Here is a 26,746-nt window from a genome sequence, read left to right on the forward strand (position 1 = left end):
AAATTGACTTGCGTGATACCGAATATGACACAGTTGTACGCCGTAGTGTTTTCACTGCTGATCATACTATGCGGCTTTAGCCCGCGGCTAGCCGCCGATACGCTGAATATCACGCTAGTTGACCAGCACAACCAACCGCTGGCAGAAGCCGTGGTTGAGCTGATAGCACCCGCTGGCGCGGCGTTACCCAACGCTAAGCCAGCCAGCGTGGCCCAGCAGGGGCTGATGTTCCAGCCTTTTGTCAGCGCTGTGGTGCGCGGCAGTGCAGTAGATTTTCCTAACTTGGATAAAACCCGCCACCATGTGTACTCATTTTCGCCGGCTAAAACCTTTGAAATTGAGCTGTACTCCGGCAAACCAGAGCAACCGGTGATCTTTGATAAAGCCGGCATAGTCGCGCTGGGCTGTAATATCCACGACTATATGCAGGCCTATATTTACGTTGGTGACAGCCCCTTGCTGGCGGTCAGCGATAGCCAGGGCGAATTGCGCTTTACCGACTTAGCACCGGGCGATTATCAACTTAGGTTATGGCACCCCTGGCAACAGGCGCCTGCTGCTGAGCAACAGCTGACGCTGTCCGGCCACCAGCAATTGCAACTCACACTGGCGGTACAGAATAAAACCAAACCGGCTGCGCCCAAACGCGGCTTTGGCCAATAGCCTATGCTGTTTCGCTCGCTGCGCAGCAGGCTTATTGCCATCCTGGTGTTGCTGTTAAGCTTGTTCGCGCTGGCCACAGCGCTGGCAACCTTAAACAGCATGAAGCGTGACAGCCTGAGCCAGGCGCACGATATGTTGAATGTCGCCAGTAAAGTACTGCGACAGGCACTACAGATCCGTGCCAGCCAGCTTAGCGACAGTGTTGGCTTACTGGCGACCGACTTTGCCTTTCGCCGCGCTGTGGCCACTGCTGAGCAGGACACCATTGCCTCGGTACTGCAAAACCACGGTAGTCGCATTAATGCTGACCTGATGCTGTTGTTATCACCCAGCGGCGACTTGCTGGTAAGCTCAGACACTCAGCTGCAACCTGCTGATATTAAACCGCTGTTTGCGCAAACCGGCGGTGCTAACGCCAGTGTAGCTGACATTCTTAGCCTGCATGGTCAGCCTTATCAACTGGTGCTGGCGCCGGTACGGGCACCAAACCTGATCGCCTGGGCCGGTATGGGATTTTTACTGGATAAACCACTGGCCGCTAACATTAAAGCCATTACCGATCTGGATATCAGCTTTGTCATTCGTCAGCAGGATGCTTTTGTTTTGCAAAACTCCACCCTGACCGCTGCGCAGCAACTGGCACTAACACCGTTATTAGCGCAGCTATTACAGCAAGATGGCAACCTGCAACAGGAGCGCGATCAGGACTATTTGTCGGTGGCAAGTGCGCTGGATCAGCAGCAGCAACTGTGGGCGGTGCAGCATTTATCTAATCAGCGCTGGCTAAGTGATTACCAGGCATTTCGCCAACAGTTACTACTGATATTTGGTGCCGCGCTGGCATTGGCGCTGTTGGTCGCCTTTGTGTTTGCCCGTAGCATTACCCAGCCATTGGATGCACTAAGCCAGTTTGCCCGCCGTATTGGCCAGGGCAGTGTCGAGCCTGCGCCAACGGCAGGCAATGACGAAATTGGCCTTTTGGGCCGCACCCTGCATACCATGCAACAGGATATTTTGCAGCGCGAACAGCAACTGCTGTTTAACGCCGAGCACGATGCGCTAACCGGCCTATACAACAGAGCCGCAGTGGATCGTCTGCTGCCCGCTATTCTGGCAGAGCAGGACGGTAGCCTGCTGCAGCTGAATATCCGCCACTTTAAGCACCTGAACGATATTCTCGGCTTTGCCAATGCCGATAAGTTACTGGTACAGCTGGCACGGCGCTTAACGACAGTATTGCCAAAACCGTTATTACTGGCACGGCTGGGCGGTGATGAGTTTTTACTGGTGTATGCCGGCCTGTTAACACCAGCGCAGGTGCAAGCCAAGTTGTTACTGCTGACCGAGCATTATCCGCTGGAGCAGTCATTAATTAACCTGAAACTGTGTGCCGGTTTATATCATTTTTTTGCCGGTGGCGAGTGCTTAAGCGATGCACTGCGCCGCACCGATATCGCCCTAGAGCATGCCCGCCACGCGCCCCAGCGCATCGCCACCTATGTGCAGGGGCAGGATGAAAGTCATCAGCGCGAGCTGCAACTGATCCGCGATTTACCCGACGCGCTGCAAAATGGCCAGTTTTATGTGGTGTACCAACCCAAGGTGGATCTGGAGCAGCAGCAATGCAACAGCTGCGAAGCGCTGATCCGCTGGCAACACCCCAGCTTGGGCTTTGTGCCACCCGAGCAGTTTATCGGCCTGGCAGAGCACGCCGGTAGCATTAGCCTGGTTACCCAATGGATGCTGCAACAAGTGTGTAAGCAGCTGGCGCTATGGCAACATAAGGGCCTGCAGATGCAGGTGGCGGTGAATTTGTCGGTACAGGATTTACTGGAGCCTTCACTGTGTCAGCAAATTGCGGCTTTACTGACGCAATATCAGCTCAGCGCCGCTAACTTGGCCCTGGAAGTAACCGAAAGCGCCATTATGCAAGATACCGACACCGTCGTGCAGCAACTGACCGCCCTGCGCCAACAGGGGATCAACCTGGCGATTGACGATTTTGGCACCGGGCAATCATCGCTGGCGTACTTAAAACAGCTGCCAGTGCACGAGGTTAAAATTGATCGCGCCTTTGTTAAGGATATCGCCACTAACAGTAATGACGCGCTGATTGTCAGTGCCACTACCCAGCTGGCACACAGCCTGGGGTTTAAAGTGACCGCCGAAGGGCTGGAGCAGCACAGTGGCCTGAATACGCTGAGTCAATGCGGCTGCGATACGGTGCAAGGCTATTATTTTGCCAAGCCACTCAGCAGCGAGGCTTTTTTTGCATGGCAACACGAATTTAATCAGAGCTCCGCACGTTGGTTTAACGGAGAGACATCCTCATGACGTACAGGTTAACACGCCAATTGGCGTTGCTGCTGGCACTGTGCAGCCCGGTTACAGCGCTGGCTGGCAGTAAAATTATCGCCACCGGCGGTGCCACATCGATTGAAGGCAGTGCCGGCGGCGGCATCGTACCCTGGGCAGTAACCAACGGCTATGCCAGCAGTGGCGAATGGGCCGCCACTGCCTTTGCTACTGTAGTTGGCGTGGACGACTTTACCCTGAATGTGCAGGGTGCCAGTGTCAGTTACAACAACCAATGGGAGTGGTCTTTCGCCCGGCAAGGCTTCAAACTGGATACGCTGGGCGGCGAGCTGCGCCAGGACGTGTTTGGTGTGAAGTATCACTTTGCCGGTGAGTTGTTATACACCGCCCTGCCGCAACTAAGCCTGGGCCTGCAGTACAAGAAAAACCGCGACTTTGCCCTGCCGCAGGCCGTGGGTGCCCGCGATGACAGTGGGGTGGACCTGTATGTGGCGGCCACCAAAGTGCTGTTTGACCAGGTTGGCGGCCGTAACCTTTTGTTAAACGCTACCCTGCGCGCCACCAAAGCCCACCAAACCGGTTTACTTGGCTTTGGTACCGCCGCCGATAACAACTACCAACTGGTTGCAGAGGGCTCGGCTGTACTGCTGCTAAATTACAACCTGGCATTAGGTGTCGAGTTTAAACAAAAGCCCAACCAACTGGCATTTGCCAACGAGCAACACTGGCGCGATGTTTTTGCTGCCTGGTTTGTTAACAAACACCTGTCAGTCGTGGCCGGTTACGCTGATCTTGGCAGTATTGCCGGTTTTGATCGCCAGCAAGGCTATTATGTTTCGCTTGAAGGAGCCTGGTGATGACCCAGTTTATTGGCACCATGACAATACTGTTAAGCCTGTTGCTACTGGGCGGCTGCAGCCAGCCAAACCGGCCGAGCTTGTATCAGCAGCTGGGCGGTGAAGCAGGCATCGCTGCTATTACCGACGGCTTATTGCATGAAATTGAACATGACCAACGCATAGTGCACCATTTTGCTGACACCGACATTGCACGTTTTCGCCAGCTGTTAGCCGAGCAGTTGTGTGAGTTAAGTGGCGGCCCTTGTGTGTATAGCGGTGGCACTATGCAGCAAAGCCACACAGGTTTTAACATCAGCCTGGCCGATTACGATGCCTTAGTCGAAGGACTTATCAAGGTAATGCAGCAACAGAACATCAGTATCAGCGCACAAAATCAGCTGCTGGCCCTGTTAGCGCCGATGTATAAAGACATCAGCTATCGCTAACCCTGACCAGTTAATTTAGCCGCCAGCTTGCGGCTTAGCGGCGCGAAGATAAACACCAAAGGAAAAGCACAGGCATGAGCATACAGATACGCCTTGAGCCAGGCGCTGAAAAACTCAGCAAACCAGCCAAGGTTAATAAAGGTTAAAATGCCTGACATTAAAAACGCCATAAAGCCAGACATAATAAAAGCAAATAAAACAGGCTGAAAACGCGGCGCGAACATCTGATGTTCTCCGTACAATGCTGTAGATAGGTTCAGGCTTGCGACTTTAGCATAATAGCAGCGGTTATGGCTTTACGCCGCGCCAAAGCGCTGCTATAACGCGGCACAACGTAATTGCAGGGCCAACCATGTACCAGACTGTCTTTCTTGATGCGGCTTCTATGGGAGATGCCGATCTTAGCCCGCTGCAGGCAGACAATATCGCGCTAACCTGCTATGACAGCACGGCACCGGCGCAGGTGTTAAACCGCTTACAGCATGCCGATATTGCTATTGTGAATAAGGTGGTACTGGATGCCTCCACGCTTGCCAGCCTGCCAAGGTTGAAGCTGATATGCCTGGCTGCTACCGGCGCAAATAATATAGACCTGGCGGCCGCACAACAACACGGCATCGCCGTGTGTAATGTAAGGGGCTATGCCGACACGGCGGTGCCGCAACAGGTGTTTGCCCTGCTGCTGCAGCTAACCAATAAGGTGCGACAATACCAGGATGCCGTGTGGGATGGGCGCTGGAGCCTAAGCCCGTATTTTTGTTTGCTGGACTACCCGGTAACGGAACTGGCCGGAAAAACCATGCTGATTGTCGGTTATGGCGCATTGGGACAGGCCACTGCGCGTCTGGCCGAAGCCTTTGGTATGCAAGTGTTGTTATCTGAGCAACCAAACGCCCATGTTTGCCGTGCTGGCCGGCTGCCGTTCTTCACCGCTTTGGCACAGGCCGATGTGGTATCCTTACACTGCCCGTTAACCCAAGACACCGAGCGACTGTTTAACCATGCTGTCTTCGCGGCAATGAAGCCTGGCGCACTGCTGATTAACACTGCCCGTGGCGGCCTTATCGACGAAGCTGCTCTGCTGCAGGCGTTACAGCGAGGCACGCTGGCAGGGGCTGCACTGGATGTGCTGACCGAAGAGCCCCCGCCGCCAACGCATCCGCTTGTCACGGCAGACTTGCCCCAGCTGATTATTACACCGCACATGGCATGGGCCAGTGCCGAGGCGCGTCAGCGGATGGTACAGCAGCTGGTGGCTAACATGCAGGCCTTTGCTAACGGTAAGCTGCGTAATGCACTATGACTGCAGCATTAATATGGCTGCAGCACTAATTTAGCGCTACACTGGCGAAAAAAATGATAATAAACAAGACAATGCGCCTACTCCTTTTTATCGGTTTGTTTATCGGTTTGCTATTTGGCAGCGGCTCCAGTAACGCCAGCGACACCTTGCAGCAACGGCTGCTACAGGCCAGCAGCCAGCCAGAGCAGGTGATCACCCAATTACAGGCTTTGCCTGACAACACCCTTAATAGCAGTGACTATTTGGTGCTGGCTGAAGCGCAGCTGCGGCTACGTAACAAAGCCGGCGCCATGGACGCCGTAAACAAAGCGCTGGACAGTGCCGCCGCGCCCTACCTTAAAGCCTATGCCTTTTTGCTGAAGGCGCAGATTTACGGCATTTTGTACCGCGATACCATGATGGCCATTACCATGCTGGAACAAGCCGAGGTGTTACTGCACCAGCGTGAAGATGCCGCTAGTCTTTCACTTTACAGCGATATACTGCAAAGCTTCGCCCAGGCGTATAATCAGCTGGGCAATATTCCCAGGGCCATTCCTTACGCCCGGCGTAGTCTGGAATTGGCCATACAACTGCAAAATGCCGAGGCTGAGCTGAAAGCCCGTATTACGCTGGGCCGCTTAACCCTGCAAAACAACGCCTTTGGTGAAGCCTATCAACACTTTAATCAGGCACTTACCTTGGCCAGCAGTTTACAGGACGACGATGCGCTGGCCTCTATTCACCTGCGTTTAGGTATGGCATATCGCAAAATAGAAGATCACCATCAGGCATTACACCATCTGCAACAGGCAAAACAGCGCTATAAACAGTTAAAACGCGACGCCAGTTATGCTTACACGCTGATTTATATAGGTGAAACTTATTTAGAACACGCCGATACCGCCGGTGAAGCAGCACAGTATCTTACCGAAGCACTGGCGCTGGCAAAACAGCTGGACGACCCGCTGCGGGTGGGTATAGCCACCTTAGGGCTGGGAAGGCTTGCTGTGCTGCAACAACAGCCGGAACTGGCACGGCAACACTTTGACACTGCCCGGCAACTGTTTAGCCAGCAAAATGTGCAAACTTACCTGCAGGAAACCCTGCTGGCACAGGCCGAGCTGCACCTGCAGGCAGCCGAGTATCCGCAAGCCGCTAACCTGCTGCAGCAACTGGCCGCCGATATGCCCCAAGCGGCGGTCTACCTGCAGCTGCGCTTTTTTGAGCTGACTGCCCGTCTGGCTGCATTACAGAACGACTGGCAAGGCGCTTATACCAGCTTGCAGCAGGCCGGCAGTTTGCACCTGGCGCAACTGGACGAACAGAATATCGTGCAGCTGGACTTAATTAATCAGGGGCTGGAGCAAGCAGCAATCGCCAGTCAGTGGCAGGCAGAACTGCGCCAGCAACAGCTTAAGCTATCAAAGCAGCAGCGCAATATCAGCTTGTTGCTGTCGACAGTATCAGGGTTAGCGCTGGCGTTATTCCTACTGTTGTTCTGGTCACGTCGGCGCAGCGCAAAAGCCATGCCGCCGGCTCAGAGCCCACTGCCGGATTGGCGCAACTTTTGTCAGCAATTGCAGCACAAAGAGCATAATATCAGCCATATTCTGGCGTTCAGCCCACAGCAGAGCCAACAGCTAAAACTGCGCTTTGGTCAGCAGCGCATCACACAGGTACTGCACAGGCTGATACCGGAGCAAGGGGATACAGCAATGCTGGCTTGGTGTCTGGACCAGGACGTACTGTGGCTGGCACTGGATCAGCGGCAGACAGATGTCACAGCACTACAGCTGAAACTTGCCAGGCAATTACAGCAACAGCTACCAGCGGGAAAAGAAGCCACCACACTGCTTAGCCTGCAACTGTCGCTGCCGCAGCTTTTCAGCAGACCCTGGCAACTGACACAGCTGCAAAGCCTACCTGAAGCCTTCTGGCTAAGCTTAGCATTATGTCAACAGCAGCCGGCTAATCAGGGGCTTTGGCTGACCCGCATAAGCAGCAGCCAAACCCCGGCCTGCGAATGGGCCAGCAGCCTGGTACGGCAAGACTTACTTAATGCCTTTAGGCTTGGCCAATTGCAGCTGTATTGCAATGAAACCAGCCTGGAGCCAACCTTAGATGACAGCTTGCATTAGCACTCAGCACCTGCCAGCAAGCGTTCTGCGGGTAGGCTAAACTGCATAGCCTTGCCGGTTTTGGGGCAGCGAAAACTCAGGCTAACCGCCTGTAGCGCCAGCCCACTGCTATCTTTGTTGTTGCTACCATACTGCGGATCGCCCATTACCGGGTGGCCAGCCAGGGCAAAGTGGCGGCGGATCTGATGCTTACGACCACTGATCAGTTTAATGTTTAACCAGCTTTGCATAGTGTCAGCATCAAAGCGGCGCAGGTTAAATTCGGTACGGCAAGGCTTGTCATCCAGCGGCTGGCTCAGCTCGCCCTGTTGCAGTAACGCAGACGACAACTGGCCTTTTACCCGAATAAGATAGTGTTTATCAATTTGCCGGTTGGCAATCAATTTGCTAAACGCTGCGGCCATCGCTTTGCTATGCGCCAGCAGCATCAAACCACTGGCTTCGCGGTCCAGCCGGTGCAGTAAAAATACCGGTCGTTTGGCGGCAAAATGTTGCTCGGCGACGCGCAGCAACGACAAATGATCGCCCCATTCGTTGCCCTGTGACAACATCCCTGCCGGCTTAAACCAGACGCTGTAATGCTGCTGATCGCTGATAAGCTGTGCCGGGGCACAGCTGCGGCTTAACAGCTCATCATCATAGTGCAGGCTTAGCTGCTGTCCGCTTTGCAACAAGGTTTGTGCCCGGCGCAGCCGCTTTTGTACTTTACCGGCCAGCAACACGGCACCCTTGGCCATAGCGTCTTTTAGCCGGCCTTTAGACAGCTCTGGCACGCCCTGACTCAACAAATCGATTGCCGTAATGCTTTGCTCTGCCACCAGGGTTCGCACCAGTTTCATTGCTTTACACTTCCTTTACGTTAAAGTTCAGCCAAAATTCATCGCGCCAGTCTGTAATGGTATCAAAGCAACCGGAGATACCGTTATGAAAAATTTCAGCCTGTTACTGTTAACTGCACTTTGGCTGTGCTGGCCTGGCCAGGCCGTAAGCAGCGACCTCTCCAGCCTGACCACAGAGCGGCGCACTGATAAGCCGGTCAGTTTAAAGCATAATAAAGACGCCACAGTAACCACACAGAGTTACCAGAGCCATGTCTGGTTTTATAGTGTCGACTTGTATTTAAGTGGCGATCGCAATGCCAATGGCTACTATCACCGGCTGGAACTGGAGCTGGACGCCGATACCAGCGAGCCTTATCAGGCGGTATTTGCTGAATTTAGCCTGCTGCCAAGCTATGGCGATGAGCGCATTTTTTATACCAGCAGTGTGTTTGAGCTTTACCGGCAAAGCCCGGATGACTGGCTGGCCATAGATACCGTACTGCAAAGCCAGTTCGCTGCCGACGAATACTTATTGACCGTAAGGCTGTTTGACGCCAACACCGGTTACCTGCTGGCGGAGGTATCAGGCTTTGATGATGCCAATCTGGATCTGCTGGCGATGGAAGATATTAACCGTGACAGCCGGGTGCAAACCAGTACCACTGTAGCGGTGTCTGGTGGCAGTGCTGGCATCTTAAGCTTGCTGGCATTATGCTTAGTGGCAGGTTGGCGCCATTACCGGGTGTTAAGGGCTGAATGAGAAAGCTGTTACTGACGTTATGCTGTATCGCGCTGCCGCTGGCAGCCTCCCCACTAAAACTGCAACTGAAGCGTGACGCCGAGCAGTTGCAGTTTAATTATCAGTTTCAGGTAAATGCTGAGCCGCAGCAGCTGAGCTTCAGCCTGGACAACCAAAGCCTGAATAACCATTTTCGTCAGTTTCGTGCATTAAAACCGGCGCTGTTACAGCAGTACTTATGGCGCGATGCCAGAGCTCATGTGGCGCAATACCCTGGCGCCCGCTTGCAACGCTTGCCCGGCAGCGACAGCCTGCGCTACCGCCTGCAGGCCCCGGCAGAGCTGAGTGCTAAGCTGGAAACTGAGTTGTCGCAGCTACTGCAAACACAACAGCAACACTATCTGCAGCAGCATTACTACTACGCGATAACGTTGCCACTGGGTGAACAGGTGATAATTCCTGATCATCAGCGCCTGATGCAGGACAGCCTCAGTGCCCTGTTGCCGGTCGCCAATGCGTTGCACCAAAAGCTGATGAACCTGCCCAGTCGGCAATCAGTGGGCTATATCGGCCAGTGGCTGCAGCAAATTCCCTATCAGGATTTATCCGACCGCGCCGAGTCTGCTGGCAGCAGTTTTAGTCCGCCGCTAAAGCTGCTACAAGAAAACCGTGGCGATTGTGACAGCAAAGCGGTATTGCTAGCCGCCTTGGTGCGCATGCTGCTGCCGGATGTAAAACTGGCGATGATTTATCTGCCGCAGCATGCGATGTTGGCCCTGCATCTGCCGGTACAAAACAGTGATGACGCCGTCACCATAGAGGGGCGTGATTATTTGTTGCTGGACCCAACCGGACCGGCCTTACTGCCCCCAGGCGAAATCAGACCGCAGTACCGTATTTATACTCAGAATGGCCAGTTTGCCTACCGTTTGCTGTAGCGGTTAGTCTGCGGGTTTATCTGGTGCTGGCAGGCTGGCTACTTTATCAAATACTTCTGCCCAGCCGTCAGGTATATGCCGCACCCCTTGAGTCTGGCCTTTACTTATACGGTCTATGTGCACTAACAAGCGGTTCACTGCCGACAGGGTGCGCCGCCGGTAACGGTACTGTAACGCCAGCAACAGACAGCCCAGTAGCAAGGTATAACTTAGCCAGTGCCAGACAAAATCAGCCAGCCCGGCGGCAAACAGGCTGGTTTTATGCTGCAACACCCCTAACGACCAGGGCATAGTGCGTAGCCGCTGAATTTGCAGCATATGCTGGTTGACACTTTGCAACCGGCTGGCCACGGAGCTGCTGATAAGCTCACCGGACTGATCCAGTAACATAAACTCGGTATCAGCATATTGCTGATACAGCGGCTCTAGCAGCGGCTGTAATTTCAGGGCAAACACCAGTCGCCCGAGCTTTTTATCTGACTGATACAGCGGCAGACTCAGCGCGGCCTGGCCGCTGATAAACTCGGCGTAAAAAATCTGCTCCCGCTCATAGGAAGGCTCTGCCGCACTATTACGCTGCCAGCTGACGAGCTGGTCACTGATGTAATCAGACCACTTTGCCTGCCCGTGGTAAACAAAACCTTGCTCGGAAAAATAATAAATCGCCAGCAGGTGCGGCTGAGTTTGTTCTGCCAGCTCAAAATAGGGCTTAAGCTGGCCGAGCATCTGCAGCTCGGCTTGTATTTGGCCATCAGTAAAAGTGCTGCTGTCGTGCACAGTACCGTCTGCCAGCTGTAGCACCACTAACGGCTCAGGGCCAGTGGCTAAAGGCGGTAATGTTAGCTTGCTCAGGGCAGCGCGGCGCATGGCCTGGCTAAAGGCCAGCACAGGGGCAAATTCAGCATCCAGTTGCTGGCTAAGTGCCTGCAAATGCGCGGTAGTCTGGCTAACGCGCTGCTCGACACTGCGAAAATAGTGCAAAGTGGCCCCCAGGGTGGCCAGCAGCACTAAGGCTAGCAGACCAAGTTGGCCGCTACGGCGGTATTCATAATAGACAGGGTTTTTCATGCAACTCCTTTTGCTTTAGCACAACCTGCTGTTTTGCAGGCAAAGCCTAGCTGATTGGTTAAATTAATCAACCAGGCTTTGCACTGTGCTTTACAAGTTAGCCTCAGCAAAAGAGGCCAGCCGGCTGCGTACCACACCATTGAGGTTAATGGTGGTGCTGCCCTCAAAGTTTTTAAACCGCTCGACGATGTACGTCAGCCCCGAGGTTACCGCCGTCAGATAGTTGCTGTCGATTTGCGATAAATTGCCCGAGCAAATGAGCTTAGTGCCTTCACCGCAGCGGGTAATAATGGTTTTTAGCTGAGCAGCACTCAGGTTCTGACATTCATCCAAAATAACTATGGCATTTTGAATGCTGCGCCCACGCATAAAGTTCACCGATTTAAACTGAATATTGGCTTTTTCCATAATGTAATTCACGCTGGCATGCGGGTGCTCGTCGGTTTTATGCAGCACTTCCAACGAGTCGGTAATCGCCGCCAGCCAGGGCGCCATTTTCTCCTCTTCCGTACCGGGTAAAAAGCCAATCGACTCCGCAATTTCTGGCGTATTACGAGTAACGATAACCTTATCGTACATGCCTTTCTCAATCACCAACTCTAAGGCGGCCGCCAGCGCGATCAGCGTTTTACCGCAACCCGCCGGCCCGGTCAGGATCACCAAATCCATGTGCGGGTCCAGTAGTGCCTGCATCGCCATCGCCTGATAAATATTTTTCGGATGAATTCCCCAGGCATGACGGTGCATTAGGCGCTCATAGCCAAAATCCAGAATACGGATCTCTTTGTCGGTAATGGCCGTCACTTTGCCGGCAAAGCCCTCCACTTCGTCTATCAGATATTCGTTAATGTAAGCATTGGGTAGCACACTGCGGTTAACATAATGGAAGGTTTCGCGGCCTTCGTTTTCACTGCGGCATTCGCCGACCTGGCTCCAGAAGTCACCGGGAAATTTGTAATAGCCTTTATATAAAAAGCGTACATCGTCAATAAGCTGGTCGGTGCGGTAATCTTCGACCAGTTTTAAGCCGGCGCCCTTGGCTTTGAGCCGCATGTTGATATCTTTAGTGACCAAAATCACTTTCAGCGGGCTTTTTTCCCGCTGTAAGTACAGCGCCGTGTTAATGATCAAGTGGTCGTTTTCGCCGCCCGGCAAGCCAGGAATTTCATCGGTAATGTGATGATCATTAATTATAAATAAATGACCGCCCGGCTTTTGCTCGCCCGAACGTGGCAAGGCCACGCCTTGCAGCATCTGATCGGGCGAGGCGTCTTTTAATACATCCTCCAGCGCCCGAATGGCCACTCTGGCATCGCGGCTAACATCTTTATTACGGTCTTTAATGTGGTCAAGCTCCTCTAATACCGTCATCGGTATTACCACATCGTGTTCCTGGAAGTTTAGAAAGGCAAAAGGTTCGTGTAGCAGAATGTTGGTATCGAGAACGTAAATTTTTTTTTCTTTGGATTTCCTTCGCGCCATACGGCTCTCCTCTTCGCCTGGCCAGGCCGGTTACCTGTGCCACAAACTAAGCATAGTGCAATAGCGCTGTTTTGCCTGAGCTTTTAGCGGCAAAAACTACACGCCACGCCCACCATGCCGCCGGCAGATGGCAATCAGATGACAGTGCCAGACGCTGAATTTACGCTAATTGATGATGCAGCCCGGCAGGATTCCTAGTACCATAGCGCCCCCAATTTAGCTGATAGGGTATAAGATGAGTTTTGCACTGGGACAACGCTGGATAAGTGATACCGAGTCCGATTTAGGTTTAGGGACTGTGGTGGCCATTGAGGGGCGCCATTTAACGTTATTGTTTCCGGCCAGTGGCGAAACCCGCCTGTATGCCCAGGCCGATGCGCCGCTAACACGCGTTAAATTTAATGTCGGCGACGAAGTTGCCAGTGCTGACGGCTTTAAACTGCTGGTTGAGGCGATTAAACAGCAGCATGATAACCTGGTGTACTGCGGTAAACGGCTGGACGATGGCAGCTATGTCGAGCTGCGCGAAACCTTTTTAGATCACTTTATCAGCTTTAATCAGCCACAAGACCGATTATTCGCCGGCCAGATTGACCGCTTTGACTGGTTTACGCTGCGTTATCAGGCCTGGCAACAGTTGCATCAACAACAGCAAAACCCATTGCAGGGCCTAAGTGGCGCCCGCGTCAGTTTAATTCCACACCAGTTGCATATTGCCAACGAGGTGGCCAAGCGCCATGCCCCACGGGTATTGCTGGCTGATGAAGTCGGCTTGGGGAAAACCATAGAAGCTGGCCTGATTATTCATCAGCAGCTGATAAGCGGCCTGGCCAGCCGGGTGCTTATCGTGGTGCCAGAAGCGCTACAACATCAGTGGCTGGTGGAGATGCTGCGCCGCTTTAACTTGCGTTTTTCCGTGTTTGATCAGGAGCGCTGCGAGCAATCGGCACTGGATGTTGCCAACCCCTTTGATACCGAGCAGTTGGTGCTGTGCAGCCTGAGCTTTTTGCAAAACCAGCCACGCTGGCACCAACTGGCCTGCGACAGCCAATGGGACTTGCTGGTGGTAGATGAAGCGCACCATCTGCAGTGGAGTGAACAAGCGCCCAGTGAAGCCTATCAGCGAATTGATGCGCTGGCACAGCGTACTGCCGGGTTAATTTTACTAACCGCTACGCCCGATCAGCTGGGCCATGAAAGCCACTTTGCCAGGCTAAAATTGCTGGACCCGGCACGCTTTCACAGCTATGAGGCTTTTTTACAGGAAGAGCAGCAATACCAGCAGGTGGCCGTCGTTGCCACGCCGCTGCTGGCACAAAACCCGTTAACGCCAGCCGAACAGACTGCGCTTAAGCAAATGCTGCGCGAGAGCGACATCAGTGCCGAGCTTATGCAATTACAGCAGGGCGATGCACAGCAGCAACAGCAAGCCCGTGCGCAGCTGCTGGCGCAGTTGCTGGATCGCCATGGCACGGGCCGCATTTTATTCCGTAACAGCCGCGCCGGTATCAAAGGTTTTCCCAAGCGGCAAGCACACCCTTACCCCCTAGCGCTGCCCGAGCAATACCAAACCGCGCTGAAAGTGCACTTTAGCCTGAACACCGACCTGTCTGAAGCTGAGCGGGTGCACGCTAATCTGTTTCCCGAGCAAGTACTGCAACTATTGGACGACAGTAGCAGCTGGTGGCAATTTGACCCCAGAGTCGAGCAGCTTATCAGCCTGCTGAAACAGCACAAGCAGGAAAAGTTCCTGCTCATTTGCGCCCACGCCCGCACCGCCATTGCGTTGGAAGAAGCCGTGCGCCAGCGCGAGGGGATCCGCGCCGCCGTGTTTCATGAGGGCATGAGCATTGTCGAGCGTGATAAAGCCGCCGCCTACTTCGCGCAGGAAGAATACAGTGCGCAGCTGCTGTTATGCTCTGAAATTGGCAGTGAAGGCCGCAATTTTCAGTTCGCGCATCACTTAGTGTTGTTTGACTTGCCGCTAAACCCGGATCTGCTGGAGCAGCGCATTGGCCGGCTCGACCGTATTGGCCAGCGTGCTGATATTCAGCTGCATCTGCCGCATTTTGCCAACCAGGCACAACAGCTGCTGCTTGATTGGTATCAACAAGGGCTGGATGCCTTTGAACATACCTGCCAGACCGGCCGCAGTGTGTTTGAGCAGGTTGCAGACCGCTTGATGCCATTGCTGGCGCAACCTTTCGCCGACCCAACGGCAATGGCGGCGTTAATCACTGACAGCCAACAATTAAACCAACAGTTAAAAACCCGGTTGGAACAGGGCCGCGACAAGCTGCTGGAAATTCACTCGGCTGGTGGTGAACAAGCGAAGCAACTGGCACAAGCCATAGCCGAACAGGATAATGACACTGCTCTACCAATGCTGATGTTTAAAGCCTGGGATCTGCTGGGCATTAATCAGGATGACCGCAATGACACCAGCATTATTCTGACGCCGTCAGAGCAGATGCAGGGCAGTTATCCCTGGCTTGGCGATGAGGGCGTCACCGTGACCTTTGACCGGGCAACCGCGCTGGCAGAGGAAGATATTCAGCTGCTGAGCTGGGATCACCCAATGGTGCGCGGGACATTGGATATTCTTACCAACGAACCTCATGGCAGCAGTTCAGTGGCGCTGCTGGCCAATAAAGCCTTGCCGGTAGGCAGCTATTTGCTGGAGCTGAATTTTATTATTGAAGCCAGCGCCCCGCCGACGCTGCAGTTGCCCCGTTATTTGCCTGCGACACCCGTGCGTTTGTTGCTGGATAAAAACGGCAACAACTTATCGACTAAGGTCAGCTTTGAGCAGCTTAATAAACAACTGAAACCGGTTGGCCGTCAAACCGGCAGCAAATTGGCCGGTGCCTTGCAACAACTGGTACATCCGCTGATTGCCAAGGCCAACGACATTGCCGCGACGCAAATGGCCGACGTGATAAACACGGCACAGCAGAAAGTTAACGCTACCTTGGGAGGGCAGCAACAGCGTTTAACGGCACTGCGCCAGCTTAATCCAAGCGTTAGGCAGGATGAGATCAGTGCGCTTGTGGCACAACAACAGCAACTGACTGACTATATCAGTAAGGCCAGGCTAAAACTGGATGCTATTCGCCTCATCGTGGTTAGCCACGACTGATGAGCATGCTGCATTATGCACCACCCACCTCGCCTTATCTGGATATTCTGTATCAGGATAACGCCTTGGTGGTGTTTAATAAGCCCAGTGGTTTGTTAACGGTGCCGGGTAAAGCTGCCGAGCACAAAGACAGCCTCGAATATCGCGCCCGTCTGGTGTGGCCAGGTATTCGGGTAGTGCACCGGCTGGATATGGCCACATCTGGCATCGTCGTGATGGCATTAACAGCAGATGCCCAGCGCAGCTTGAACCGTCAGTTTCAACTACGCCACACTGAAAAGCATTATATTGCCCGGGTAAGGGGTCGTGTACTGGCAGATTATGGCAGCATAGATTTGCCGCTCATTTGTGACTGGCCGAACCGACCAAAACAGCACATTTGTTATCTGTACGGCAAACCTTCACTGACGCATTATCAGGTTCTGAGCCGCTCAGACAACGAAAGCCGTCTTAAACTAATGCCGGTAACCGGCCGCTCACATCAGTTACGCGTGCATTTGCAATGGCTGGGACACCCTATTCTGGGCGATAAGTTTTATGCCGACAGCAAAACGGTAGCGACGGCAGCGAGGTTACAGCTACATGCCGAGCAACTCTGCTTTTTGCATCCGGAACATTCCAATGCATGCTGCTTTATTGCTCCCTGCCCGTTTTAATCATAAAAAACTCATTTTTATATTAACCTAACGTTCATTTAGCTCGTATATCATTGTGGCATAATGTTGTTAAACAAATAATTTGTACTACTTTTTTATTAAAGTATTTTGTTAATCACAGTAATCTGCATATTCAATAATCTGCAATTAAGGTGTCTGGTAAATCTAAGGAGATATGGATGAAACTTAATAAAACGTTTTTAGCTGTTGCTGCCGCACTTCCGTTATTCAGCACTGCCGCTTTTGCCGACACAGTTAGCGCCGCTGATTTAAAAGAGCGGGTGTTTGGCTCAGTGTTTGGCGAATACTACATGCCCGATACAGATAAAACCGAGTCAGCAGCCTGGAACTACATGGAAAAAGATTGGGGTTACGGTTTTGAGTTAGGTTATTACCTGACTGAAAACTGGGCACTGCGCGCTGAATTTGCCAAACTGGATCTGAAATCAAAGTTAGATGGCTCAGATTCTGACGGCGATCGCATCGGTATCAATGCGATGTATCATTTACCTTCTATGTCTTCTGTTTATTTAGTGGGTGGTTTAAACCGGATGGACGCCATACAAACCACTACAGCAGTAAACCTGGGTGTAGGTTACAAACATTTCTTTAATCAAAACTTTGGCGTCTTCGCTGAGGCGAACCGTTATCAGGGTATCGACGAATCATACGGCGATGCCGGTATTAAACTGGGTCTGACTTATGCATTTGGCTCTGCAGCCGCTAAGCCTGCTCCGGCACCTGCACCAGCGCCAGCCCCTGCTCCTGTCCAGGCAGCACCGGCTGACTCAGATGCCGATGGCGTGGTAGACACCATGGACCGCTGTGCAGATACGCCAGCCAACCACAAAGTGGATGCCACCGGCTGTACAGTGTATGAAGAGAAAATGGCCGCTGTTGGCGATATCGACATTGAAGTTCGCTTCCCGTTCGACTCAGCCGTAGTGCCGCAAAGCCAGCGCTCAGATGTTGAGAGCCTAGGCGCCTTTATGCAGCGTTTCCCGGAGTCTACCGTGTTAATTGAAGGCCATGCGTCTAACACCGGTAACCCGGCGTATAACATGCGCTTATCTGAGCGTCGTGCTAATGCTGTGGCTGACATGCTGAAGAAAGACTTTAATATCGCGGCGTCACGCATCACCGCTGTTGGCTTTGGTGTCACCCGGCCACGAGTGGAAGGTAACACTGCCGAAGCTCATGCTGCTAACCAGCGCATTGAAGCTAAAGTAACGGCTAAAGTGAAAGAGCCAGTACTTCGCTAAGAGTACTGTGCTAAGGTAAGACCTGTTAAAAAGCCGCTGAAAATCAGCGGCTTTTTTTATGCTGCCAACAATCGAGCATTTTTATAGTGCCGCAGCCGAAAAAGCTGTGTTAGCATGCCCTGCTGGTGTGCTGAGATGGCCGCCATGATATCACAGCACGTCTGTTAAATTTACCCGCAACGCTGGCGCAGGAGGCAGATACCGGTAATGTGGAGTGGGAGTTTATTATGCTTAAATATCATCGTCTGCTGGCTATCGCAGCTTGCTGCTATACGGCTAGTGCCGTAGCACAACAACCTGCTATCGTCTCGTTAAGTGCTAATGCGCATGTTTGCAATGCTGAAGCGGAAACCGCCCGGCTGGCACAAAACCCGCAACTACGCGAAATGGCCAGAGCATTGGTCGAGTTTAAACCTACCAAATTTTGCTTTATTTTGCCTGACGCTGCCACTGTCACCTTACTGGAGCAGCAACCGGGTTACATTAAATTCGATTATAAATCGCAAGTGTTGTTTACCTTTAGCCAGTATGTCGTCTCGGGCACCACGCTAGCCAGTAAAGGATAAAGTTTTCGCCGGCTAAGCCGACACCATGTTATTGGTGTTCGAGTTAAGTGTATAGAATGCGTTTGATGACATCGTCCTTCAAGCAAGCTGTTGTGCTGGCTGCAGTTCTGCTAATGCTGCCGGCAATGGCCAACGAACAAAATAATCTGATGGATTTGCAGCGACAGCTACCGGCTGAAGAGCTGCTGCAGCTGAGTGCCCAGCAAGAAAATTTTTGGGTACTGCAACGCGATACCCTGACCAGCTACACCAAAGGCACTGCCATTTTATTACCTGATACCAGTGAACACCCGGCCAGTCCCAAACATATTGATCACTTGCGACAACGACTGCCGCTGCATGGCTGGCATACGCTGGCGCTGATGCCGCCGGAACTGAGTACCCCACTTGTCGACCAGAACCAGACCGATTATCACCAACGGTTGCTCAGCCGGTTACAGGCCTTGCAACAGCAGGCGCTGAAGCAGCCCGGCAGCCTTATTATTATCGCCCAGGGCAACAGTGCGGCAGTGGTCAACCGGCTGTTGGCCGATGGCGAGCTTGCCGAGCCGGTTGCTTTTGTTATGCTGGGAGCTTATCTGAATGACCCACAATTAAACCGCAGCATTGCTGAAGCACTGGCACAGCAACAGGTGGCTACACTGGAGTTGGCGCACCAGTTTGACAACCCACGCGTGGCGCAGCAGCTGTTACGCCGCCAACAACTAGCCAACAAAGCATTAAAAGCAGTGTACCGGCAGCGGCAGCTGACCGGCTCGGCCTATCATGCCGACATACAAGAGTGGGTTGAAAAAGAAATTGTCGGTTGGCTAAGTAGTATTGGCCTATGACGAGGCTTTTGGACGCTGTTGTTTAATCAGCTCATAAGCGGCCTGTATGTCTTGCGTGCGGCGCTTTGCCACGTCAAGCATTTCAGCAGGCACGCCTTGCGCCATCAATTTATCCGGATGGTGCTGCGCCATCAGTTTGCGATAGGCCTTTTTCAGCCCGGCATCACTGACATCTTCCGCCACACCAAGCAGCTGATAAGCATCTTGCAACCTGCTGCTGGCTGCCTGTTTTGCCGGCCCAGACGAGAAACGATTTTGCGCCTGATAGGCCCGCAGTAACAGCTCCAGTTGTAGCTGACTGAAATTAAGGTAACCAGCCACCTGCTGTAATAAGCTGTATTGCGTCTCTGTCATCTGGCCATTAACACAAGCGGTGCTAAGCTGTATCTCTAAAAACAGCTGTAACACGTCTTTACGTCTGCGGTAGGTTTGATAGAACTGGCCGAGCTGTTGCCGTAGCGGAAAATTTACCGCTTTACCGTCACGAAAGGCGGCCTGTGCTTCGGTTTGCTGTTGTGCCGTCAGGCCCAGTTGCTGCATGAACTGCGTTGCCTGTTGAATATGTGCACTGGTCACCACACCCATCGCTTTAGCAATGTGTCCCATAGTGGCGAAGGTGGTATAACGGAACAAACTCTGTTCGTCGGCATTATCACTGAACAAACCGGAAAAGCCGCCATGGCGCTCAAATTGCTGTTTAAAGGTTCGGTCAAACCAATGTCCGATTAACAGACCAAGCAGTAACCCGGGTAGTTTAAGTAGTGCCAGACCGAATAAGGCACCAAGAATTTTGCCCCACACTTTACTGTCCTTAAGCTTGTCGCTGCATACACCCTGCGCCAGAGGGCAGTATTAATAACGCTACTATATCGGATTAGCAGGATTTCTAAAATTGATTTATCATAGCCAGTCCGCTGTAGGCATATCGCTGTTAGAACTAAAGTAAGGCAAGAGTAGCTGCATGAAGCATGGGTTAGCTGTGGTTTTTTTTCTTCCGGTTGTCACGACCAGCACACTGGCTTATGCAGAGATCCCGCCAGCCATGTGTTATCAGCCATTGCAGCGTCCACCAGCGCTAGCGCAGCTCAACCCAACTGATCCGTCGGTACGTATCGCCTCAGATCAGGTAGATTTAAGCGACAATCAAAGAGCAAACTTTAACGGTAACGTACAGATAAGCTTTAAAGACACGCTGCTGCTTGCCCCAAACGCCCGTTACAGCAGTATTACCCAACTGATGCAGGCCGACGGTGGTATCGAATACTTTAATCATGCACTACAGGTTAGCGGCAGTATGTTTAGTGCTAATTTACAACAGAACAGTGCCCGTCTGGACGATGCCCGTTACCGGTTTATTGACCAGGCAGGCCGCGGTTATGCCACTGCACTTATCGCCAGCGCAGATGCCATCCGGCTGAATGATGCCTTGTTTACTACCTGCCCAGAGCAGGATGACAGCTGGGCACTGCATGCCAGCGCCATTAATATTGAAGCCGAAGAAGGCTGGGGCGAAGCCCGTAATGCCGTATTTAAAATTAAAGATGTGCCGGTGCTATACCTGCCCTATGTAACGTTTCCGGTTAATGAAGCACGTCGTAGTGGCGTATTACTGCCTAAGTTTGGTAGTTCGCAGAGACTCGGTGTCGATTTTGAGCTGCCCTACTATTTTAACCTGGCCGAAAACTATGACCTGACCTTAACCCCACGCTACATGAGTAAACGCGGCGCTCAGCTTAAGTCTGAATTTCGTTATTTGACCGAGCAGCATCAAGGTAATGTGCAGCTGGAGTATTTAAACTCTGATAACGAAAAAGCCGATAATTTTGGTGCCCGTTATCTGGGTCACCTGAGCCATGTCAGCGACTTTACCCCGCAGTGGCGTGGTTATGTTGATTTTACTGATGTCAGCGATGACGCTTACCTGACAGAGCTGGGCTCAGATTATTCCAACCAGAGTGATACCCAACTCCTGCGTGAGGCGGCGCTCAGTTTTTATGGCGACCAGGTGCATTCGCAGTTAAGGGTACAAGGCTTTGAAATTTTGGGTAATTACAGCAAAGCTTATAGTGCCCTACCTGAATTAAGCCTGACCTCAGCAACGCCAATTGCCCTCTCTTCCTGGCTGGATTTTTCCTGGCAGGCGCAGTACGCCCATTTTCGCAACAGCACCGCGGCGATTACTGATGCTGACCGTCTGCACCTGGAACCTACGCTGACACTGCCCTTTATTACGCCGGCTTTTGAGTTAACCGCAGAGACCAGTTTGCTGTATACCTATTATCAGCAAACTGCAGCCGAGCAGCAAAGTGACGTGGTAAGTTCCGTTAGCCGCACTGTACCCAAGGTCCGGCTTTACTCGCGGCTGAATTTAGAACGCGAGTACGACTGGTTTGGCGAGAATGCCCTGCAAACCTTTGAACCACAAATTCAATATTTGTACATTCCGTATCGGGATCAAACTGACATTGGCCTGTATGACAGTGCCCGTTTGCAGGATGACTTTCACGGCTTATTCCGCACCAACCGCTACTCGGGTATAGACCGCATCAACGAAGCCAACCAGGTCACCGTTGGCTGGACCAACCGTTTTTACGACAGTGCCGACAATGAGCTGTTCCGCTTTAGTCTGGGCCAAATCTTCTTTATGGAGACACCTGACAGCGCCACAGCAGGCGCAGATGACATCAGCTCCGCCGAGTCTATGTTAGCGTCTGAGCTTATTTGGCACTGGTTTGAAAAATGGTACTTCAGCAGTGCGCTGCAATACGATATCGACAATGACCAACTGATGAAAAGCAGCGCGGCGCTGGATTACCGGGCCAGCGACAAAAGTTTATTCCAGTTGAACCATAGATACAGCCGGGCAGTCTCAGGACTGGAAATTCAGCAGTTAGGTGTGCTGGGCACCACCGCCATTGCCGACAACTGGCAGCTGGTGGGCAGTTACTATCGTGATGTAACAAATCATCGTATGATAGATGCCACTATCGGCTTACAATATGAGTCATGTTGTTGGGCAGTGCGGTTGGTCGCAAAGCGGCAGATCCTGACCGACCTTGAATTACCACTGGACAATTTCAGTCAGGCCAGTGGCCTGGACACCAGTATCGGACTGCAGTTTGTATTAAAAGGCTTTGGCGATCGGGCTGGTTTTGGTGTTACCGACATGCTGTCTAACGGTATATTCAGCTACCGTCGGCCTTATTTATTAACTAATTGATGTAGGAATTTATGAAGTTATCTCAACTCGTCGCCACAACCTTGTTGTGTTGTGCCAGCGTTGCCAGCCTGGCAGCTGAGCGTGAAATCGACAGTGTCGCCGCCATAGTGGATAACGGTGTGGTATTACAAAGCGATGTCAACGACATCGTCGAGCGGGTAAAGCGCAATGCTAAAGCACAAGGCCAGACCCTGCCCTCAGACGCGGCACTGCGCACCCAGGCCATGGAGCGGTTAATTCTGAACAGCTTACAGCTGCAAATGGCCGAACGCATGGGTCTGCAAATCAGCGATGCGCAGCTTGACGACACTATCCGTAATATCGCCCAGGGCGAGAATCTGTCGCTGGAAGCCTTCCGCCAGCAAGTGGTAGCAGAAGAAGGTGACTATGAGCGTTTTCGTGAGCGGCTGCGTGAAGAGATGATTACCGGCGAAGTGATGCGGGCTAACGTGCAGCGCCGCATTTATATCAGCCCGCAAGAAATTGACAGCGTCATAAAGCTGATGGAAGAGCAAGGTGCCAGCAATGAGCAATACAATATTGGCCATATTTTAATTGCCATTCCAAGCCAGGCGACCACCGAAGATATCAATGATGCCAAAGAGCGTGCTGATAAAGTGATGCAGCTTTTACGCGACGGCAGTGACTTTAAACGCATTGCAATTGCGTCATCTTCAGGCGCCAATGCGCTGGAAGGCGGTGATTTGGGTTGGATGAATATCAATGAAATGCCCACCCTGTTCTCTGAAGCGATCCGCGGCCGCAAAAAAACCGACTTAATTGGTCCGCTGCGCTCAGGTGCTGGCTTTCATATTTTGACCATCTTCGACATTCGAGGTGAAAACGTTGCGGCCATCAATGAAGTTAAATCGCGCCATATTCTGATTAAGCCGTCGATTATTTTAAGTGAAGAGCGCGCCCGCACTATGCTGGCCGACTTTGCCGCTAAAGTACGTGCCGGAGAGGCCGATTTTGCTGAACTGGCAAAACAACATTCAGAGGATCCAGGTTCAAAGCTTAATGGTGGTGAGCTGGGCTGGAGTGAGCCAGGTATTTTCGTGCCAGCCTTTCGCGATACGTTAAACCGCCTGGCGATTGACGAAATCAGCGAGCCATTTCGCACCGAGCATGGTTGGCATATTGCTCAGGTGCTTGATAAACGTACGGTAGATGCCACTGCAGATAAAAAGCGCGAGCAGGTGTACCGGATGATTTTCAACCGTCGCTACAATGAAGAGGCTACCAACTTCCAGCGTGAACTGCGCGCTGAAGCCCACATTGAAGTGTTAGCGGAGAATTAAATGACATTGCGTATCGGCATAACGCCCGGAGAGCCGGCCGGTATAGGCCCGGATCTGGTGATCAAGCTGGCTCAGCAAGACTGGCCAGCAGAGCTGGTAGTATGCGCAAATGGCCAGCTGCTTAGTGAGCGGGCGGCTCAGCTGGGCTTGCCGCTGCAGTTAACGCCTTATGATGCCAGTAGCTTACCGCGGCCACAACATGCCGGCAGCCTGACGTTAGCCGATTTCAGCCTTGCCGAACCTGTAACCGCAGGTAGCTTAAACGCCGCCAACGGCCGTTATGTTATTGATACGCTTACTTTTGCCGGTGAAAAATGTATCAGTGGTGAGTTTAATGCTATCGTGACCGGACCGGTACACAAAGGCATTATTAACAAAGCCGGCATTCCCTTTAGCGGCCATACCGAATTTTTTGCTCAGCAATCTAACACCCCTTATGTAGTGATGATGCTGGCCACTGAAGGCCTGCGCGTGGCGCTGGCAACGACCCATATACCGCTGGCTTATGTAGCCAAAGCTATTACTACCGACAGGCTGACGAAGGTACTGACGATATTGCATCAGGACTTGCAACAGAAATTTGCTATTGCAAACCCCCGTATTTATGTCTGTGGCCTCAATCCTCATGCTGGTGAAGATGGCCACTTAGGCCGTGAAGAGCTGGACATTATTAGCCCGACTCTGCAGCAACTGCGCGAAGCCGGTATGGATTTGATAGGCCCACTGCCGGCGGATACCCTGTTTCAGCCGAAATACCTGCAGGATGCCGATGCTGTTCTGGCGATGTACCACGATCAGGGTCTGCCGGTACTTAAACATATGGGGTTTGGTCGCTCGGTTAATATTAGCCTGGGTTTGCCACTTATTCGCACCTCAGTTGACCACGGCACGGCGCTCGAGTTGGCAGGCAGCGGCAAAGCAGATGCCGGTAGTTTATTCCATGCCCTAAACCAGGCCATTAGCCTGGCCACTAAAACGACAAACATCCATGACTGACAATGTACACCAGGGTCACCGCGCCCGTAAGCGCTTTGGCCAGAATTTCTTACATGACCCTGTAGTGATCGGCCGTATTGTTAAAGCCATCGCTCCCAAAAGCGATGATATTCTGGTGGAGATTGGCCCTGGCCTGGGCGCGCTGACCGAGCCGGTCGCTGAGCTGGCTGGCCATCTTACCGTGATAGAGCTGGATCGGGATTTGGCCGAGCGCTTAAGCCAGCATCCGCAACTGGCCAGCAAACTGACCATTCATCAAGCTGATGCGATGAAGTTTGACTTCACCACACTGCTACACGAGGGTAAAAAGTTAAAAGTGTTCGGTAATCTGCCGTACAACATTTCTACGCCGTTGTTGTTTCATCTGTTCCAATACGCAGACTTAATTGAAAATATGCATTTTATGCTACAAAAAGAAGTCGTCGATCGCATGACTGCCAGCCACGGCAGCAAAGCCTTTGGTCGCTTAAGTATTATGACGCAGTACTACTGTCATGCGATGCCGGTTGTTGAAGTAGGCCCGGGCGCGTTTAAACCGGCCCCCAAGGTAGACTCTGCCGTCGTGCGCCTGCTGCCAAAACCCGTCGCTGAGCGCGCCAAGGTGCCGGCAGAAGTGCTTAACCGGGTCTGTCTGGAAGCGTTTAATCAGCGGCGTAAAACCATCCGCAATGGTTTTAGCAATTTTGCCAGCGCCGAACAGCTTGAGCAGCTTGGGCTTAACCCATCATTAAGACCTGAACAGCTTAGTGTCGAGGATTTTGTTACTGTCGCCACCTGGTTACATCAGCAAGAGAGCCAATCATGAGCTCACATTACAATGTACCGGTATCGGTAGAGACCTTTTACATTGCCGCTCAGTCTGATCCGGCAGCACAACGCTACGTGTTTGCTTATACCATTACCATCACGAACCACAGCGACACCACAGTGCAACTGTTACGCCGCTACTGGTTAATTACCGATGCCAACGGTAAGCAAACCGAAGTCGCCGGCGACGGCGTCGTAGGAGAGCAGCCGACACTGGCACCGGGCAGCAGTTACCGCTATACCAGTGGTGCTGTGCTGGATACACCGGTAGGCACCATGCAAGGCCATTATGAAATGGTTGATGCCAGTCAGCAGCCGTTTGTGGCAGCCATTCCGCTATTTCGTCTGGCTATGCCTAATATTCTTAACTAATGGCAACCTATGTTATTGGAGATTTGCAGGGCTGCTATGATGCGCTGCAACGCTTGTTAGAACGCATCAGATTTGACGATAGTAATGACCAGTTGTGGTTCTGTGGTGACCTTGTCGCGCGCGGCCCACAGTCGCTTGAGTGCCTTAAATTCGTTAAAGGATTAGGTAAGTCGGCAGTCACGGTGCTGGGCAACCATGACTTACATTTAATCGCCTGTCATTATGGTATCAGCCAGCCCAAACCTCAGGATAAACTGCAAAGCCTGTTTGCCAGCACACAGCGTGATGAGCTGATCCATTGGCTATGTCAGCAACCTTTGTTACATCAAAGCAGTGATGGACGCCAGACTCTGGTACACGCAGGGCTCGCGCCTGAGTGGAGCCTGGCACAAGCACTGTTATTAACGGCTGAAATACAGCAACAGCTACAGACAGCACCACAACCTTTGCTGGAAATAATGTATGGCAACAAACCCGAGCGCTTTAGCGACGCGCATAGCCAGGTGCAGCGCTGGCGTTTTACCATCAATGCCTGCACCCGGATGCGCTTCTGCCGCCAGGACGGCTCATTAGAGTTAAAAGAAAAGGGCCATCCACGTAGCCAAACGGCATTGGTGCCCTGGTATGAATTCTGGCGCAACCGGCTGGACACCGAGCTATTTTTTGGCCACTGGGCAGCATTAAACGGTTATAGTCCGGTAGCGAATATTCATGCGCTGGATACAGGTTGCGTCTGGGGTAATGCCCTGACGGCGTATTGTATTGAAACTCAGCAGCGCTATAGTGTGGCAGGTGTTTAGCGAAGCCTGTATATTAGGTAACAGCTTTCTGGTGCAGCGCGTTGGCCTGCACGTACCGTACT

24 protein-coding genes are annotated in these 26,746 nt (G+C 52.4%); 19 read left to right on the plus strand and 5 right to left on the minus strand.

Annotated elements, in window-relative coordinates; all coding sequences use genetic code 11:
• The first annotated feature begins 24 nt into the window (after positions 1–24).
• The 4 genes from ABGI61_RS00785 to ABGI61_RS00800 are packed head-to-tail and all read left to right on the plus strand — an operon-like array spanning position 25 to position 4,264.
• Positions 25–663 (plus strand): methylamine utilization protein, encoded by a 639-nt coding sequence (locus ABGI61_RS00785; RefSeq protein ID WP_347595396.1) that lies wholly within the window; start codon positions 25–27, stop codon positions 661–663.
• A 3-nt stretch (positions 664–666) separates the two neighbouring features.
• Complete coding sequence (locus ABGI61_RS00790) at positions 667–2,997, plus strand: putative bifunctional diguanylate cyclase/phosphodiesterase (RefSeq protein WP_347595399.1); 2,331 nt, start codon at positions 667–669, stop codon at positions 2,995–2,997.
• On the plus strand, positions 2,994–3,836 hold the full coding sequence (locus tag ABGI61_RS00795; protein ID WP_347595402.1) for a DUF3034 family protein: 843 nt from the start codon (positions 2,994–2,996) through the stop codon (positions 3,834–3,836). Before ABGI61_RS00790 ends, ABGI61_RS00795 begins: the two co-directional genes overlap by 4 nt.
• The gene (locus ABGI61_RS00800; protein ID WP_347595405.1) at positions 3,836–4,264 is read left to right on the plus strand and encodes a group I truncated hemoglobin; all 429 of its coding nucleotides are present in this window, start codon (positions 3,836–3,838) and stop codon (positions 4,262–4,264) included. Before ABGI61_RS00795 ends, ABGI61_RS00800 begins: the two co-directional genes overlap by 1 nt.
• On the opposite strand, the gene ABGI61_RS00805 is transcribed toward ABGI61_RS00800, so the two are convergent.
• Complete coding sequence (locus ABGI61_RS00805; RefSeq protein ID WP_347595408.1) at positions 4,261–4,488, minus strand: DUF2798 domain-containing protein; 228 nt, start codon at positions 4,486–4,488, stop codon at positions 4,261–4,263. The two genes, ABGI61_RS00800 and ABGI61_RS00805, sit on opposite strands and share 4 nt — an antisense overlap.
• A 128-nt stretch (positions 4,489–4,616) precedes the next feature.
• Here ABGI61_RS00805 and ABGI61_RS00810 point away from each other — a divergent pair, with 128 nt between their 5' ends.
• Both ABGI61_RS00810 and ABGI61_RS00815 read left to right on the plus strand, forming a co-directional pair.
• Positions 4,617–5,567: a D-2-hydroxyacid dehydrogenase gene (locus ABGI61_RS00810; protein WP_347595411.1), complete on the plus strand. Its 951-nt coding sequence runs from the start codon at positions 4,617–4,619 to the stop codon at positions 5,565–5,567.
• Positions 5,568–5,638: 71 nt separating this feature from the next.
• Positions 5,639–7,687 carry a tetratricopeptide repeat protein gene (locus tag ABGI61_RS00815; protein ID WP_347595414.1) on the plus strand — a complete coding sequence of 683 codons (2,049 nt, stop codon included), beginning with the start codon at positions 5,639–5,641 and terminating at the stop codon, positions 7,685–7,687.
• On the opposite strand, the gene ABGI61_RS00820 is transcribed toward ABGI61_RS00815, so the two are convergent.
• Entirely contained in the window at positions 7,684–8,526 is an 843-nt protein-coding gene (locus ABGI61_RS00820; RefSeq protein ID WP_347595417.1) for an RluA family pseudouridine synthase, read from the minus strand. The genes ABGI61_RS00815 and ABGI61_RS00820 overlap by 4 nt on opposite strands.
• Positions 8,527–8,611: 85 nt before the next feature.
• Here ABGI61_RS00820 and ABGI61_RS00825 point away from each other — a divergent pair, with 85 nt between their 5' ends.
• Both ABGI61_RS00825 and ABGI61_RS00830 read left to right on the plus strand, forming a co-directional pair.
• Entirely contained in the window at positions 8,612–9,268 is a 657-nt protein-coding gene (locus ABGI61_RS00825; protein WP_347595420.1) for a choice-of-anchor H family protein, read from the plus strand.
• The gene (locus ABGI61_RS00830; protein ID WP_347595423.1) at positions 9,265–10,185 is read left to right on the plus strand and encodes a hypothetical protein; all 921 of its coding nucleotides are present in this window, start codon (positions 9,265–9,267) and stop codon (positions 10,183–10,185) included. The genes ABGI61_RS00825 and ABGI61_RS00830 overlap by 4 nt, the downstream gene beginning before the upstream one ends.
• A gap of 3 nt (positions 10,186–10,188) precedes the next feature.
• Here the strand turns inward: ABGI61_RS00830 and ABGI61_RS00835 are convergent, their stop codons facing one another.
• Both ABGI61_RS00835 and ABGI61_RS00840 read right to left on the minus strand, forming a co-directional pair.
• Complete coding sequence (locus ABGI61_RS00835; protein WP_347595426.1) at positions 10,189–11,253, minus strand: cache domain-containing protein; 1,065 nt, start codon at positions 11,251–11,253, stop codon at positions 10,189–10,191.
• Between the two features lie 90 nt (positions 11,254–11,343).
• A complete protein-coding gene (locus ABGI61_RS00840) occupies positions 11,344–12,735 on the minus strand; it encodes a PhoH family protein (RefSeq protein ID WP_347595429.1) in 1,392 nt (463 codons plus the stop codon).
• A gap of 235 nt (positions 12,736–12,970) precedes the next feature.
• On the opposite strand from ABGI61_RS00840, the gene rapA reads away from it, so the two are divergent.
• The 5 genes from rapA to ABGI61_RS00865 all read left to right on the plus strand — a co-directional run bounded on the left by rapA (position 12,971) and on the right by ABGI61_RS00865 (position 19,188).
• Complete coding sequence (gene rapA, locus ABGI61_RS00845) at positions 12,971–15,874, plus strand: RNA polymerase-associated protein RapA (RefSeq protein ID WP_347595432.1); 2,904 nt, start codon at positions 12,971–12,973, stop codon at positions 15,872–15,874.
• Positions 15,874–16,530 (plus strand): pseudouridine synthase, encoded by a 657-nt coding sequence (locus ABGI61_RS00850; RefSeq protein ID WP_347595435.1) that lies wholly within the window; start codon positions 15,874–15,876, stop codon positions 16,528–16,530. Before rapA ends, ABGI61_RS00850 begins: the two co-directional genes overlap by 1 nt.
• Positions 16,531–16,709: 179 nt before the next feature.
• Positions 16,710–17,792 (plus strand): OmpA family protein, encoded by a 1,083-nt coding sequence (locus tag ABGI61_RS00855; RefSeq protein ID WP_347595438.1) that lies wholly within the window; start codon positions 16,710–16,712, stop codon positions 17,790–17,792.
• 227 nt (positions 17,793–18,019) lie between these two features.
• Positions 18,020–18,358, plus strand: a complete 339-nt coding sequence (locus ABGI61_RS00860; RefSeq protein WP_347595441.1) for a hypothetical protein — start codon at positions 18,020–18,022, stop codon at positions 18,356–18,358.
• A 92-nt stretch (positions 18,359–18,450) separates the two neighbouring features.
• A complete protein-coding gene (locus tag ABGI61_RS00865; RefSeq protein ID WP_347595444.1) occupies positions 18,451–19,188 on the plus strand; it encodes a DUF3530 family protein in 738 nt (245 codons plus the stop codon).
• Here the strand turns inward: ABGI61_RS00865 and djlA are convergent.
• Positions 19,183–19,989: a co-chaperone DjlA gene (gene djlA / locus ABGI61_RS00870; RefSeq protein ID WP_347595447.1), complete on the minus strand. Its 807-nt coding sequence runs from the start codon at positions 19,987–19,989 to the stop codon at positions 19,183–19,185. The two genes, ABGI61_RS00865 and djlA, sit on opposite strands and share 6 nt — an antisense overlap.
• A 160-nt stretch (positions 19,990–20,149) precedes the next feature.
• Between djlA and ABGI61_RS00875 the strand changes: the two genes are divergently transcribed.
• From ABGI61_RS00875 to ABGI61_RS00900, 6 genes are read left to right on the plus strand one after another with little or no spacing between them, the layout of a single operon-like run.
• Complete coding sequence (locus ABGI61_RS00875; RefSeq protein WP_347595450.1) at positions 20,150–22,408, plus strand: LPS-assembly protein LptD; 2,259 nt, start codon at positions 20,150–20,152, stop codon at positions 22,406–22,408.
• 11 nt (positions 22,409–22,419) lie between these two features.
• Positions 22,420–23,709 carry a peptidylprolyl isomerase SurA gene (surA, locus tag ABGI61_RS00880; RefSeq protein WP_347595453.1) on the plus strand — a complete coding sequence of 430 codons (1,290 nt, stop codon included), beginning with the start codon at positions 22,420–22,422 and terminating at the stop codon, positions 23,707–23,709.
• Positions 23,710–24,705, plus strand: a complete 996-nt coding sequence (gene pdxA / locus ABGI61_RS00885) for a 4-hydroxythreonine-4-phosphate dehydrogenase PdxA (RefSeq protein ID WP_347595456.1) — start codon at positions 23,710–23,712, stop codon at positions 24,703–24,705.
• A complete protein-coding gene (gene rsmA / locus ABGI61_RS00890) occupies positions 24,698–25,510 on the plus strand; it encodes a 16S rRNA (adenine(1518)-N(6)/adenine(1519)-N(6))-dimethyltransferase RsmA (protein WP_347595459.1) in 813 nt (270 codons plus the stop codon). The genes pdxA and rsmA overlap by 8 nt, the downstream gene beginning before the upstream one ends.
• Entirely contained in the window at positions 25,507–25,884 is a 378-nt protein-coding gene (gene apaG / locus ABGI61_RS00895; protein ID WP_347595462.1) for a Co2+/Mg2+ efflux facilitator ApaG/CorD, read from the plus strand. Before rsmA ends, apaG begins: the two co-directional genes overlap by 4 nt.
• A complete protein-coding gene (locus ABGI61_RS00900) occupies positions 25,884–26,684 on the plus strand; it encodes a symmetrical bis(5'-nucleosyl)-tetraphosphatase (RefSeq protein ID WP_347595465.1) in 801 nt (266 codons plus the stop codon). Before apaG ends, ABGI61_RS00900 begins: the two co-directional genes overlap by 1 nt.
• The last annotated feature ends 62 nt before the right edge of the window (positions 26,685–26,746 follow it).

This window comes from Rheinheimera fenheensis (assembly GCF_039871805.1).
Lineage (GTDB): Bacteria > Pseudomonadota > Gammaproteobacteria > Enterobacterales > Alteromonadaceae > Alishewanella > Alishewanella fenheensis.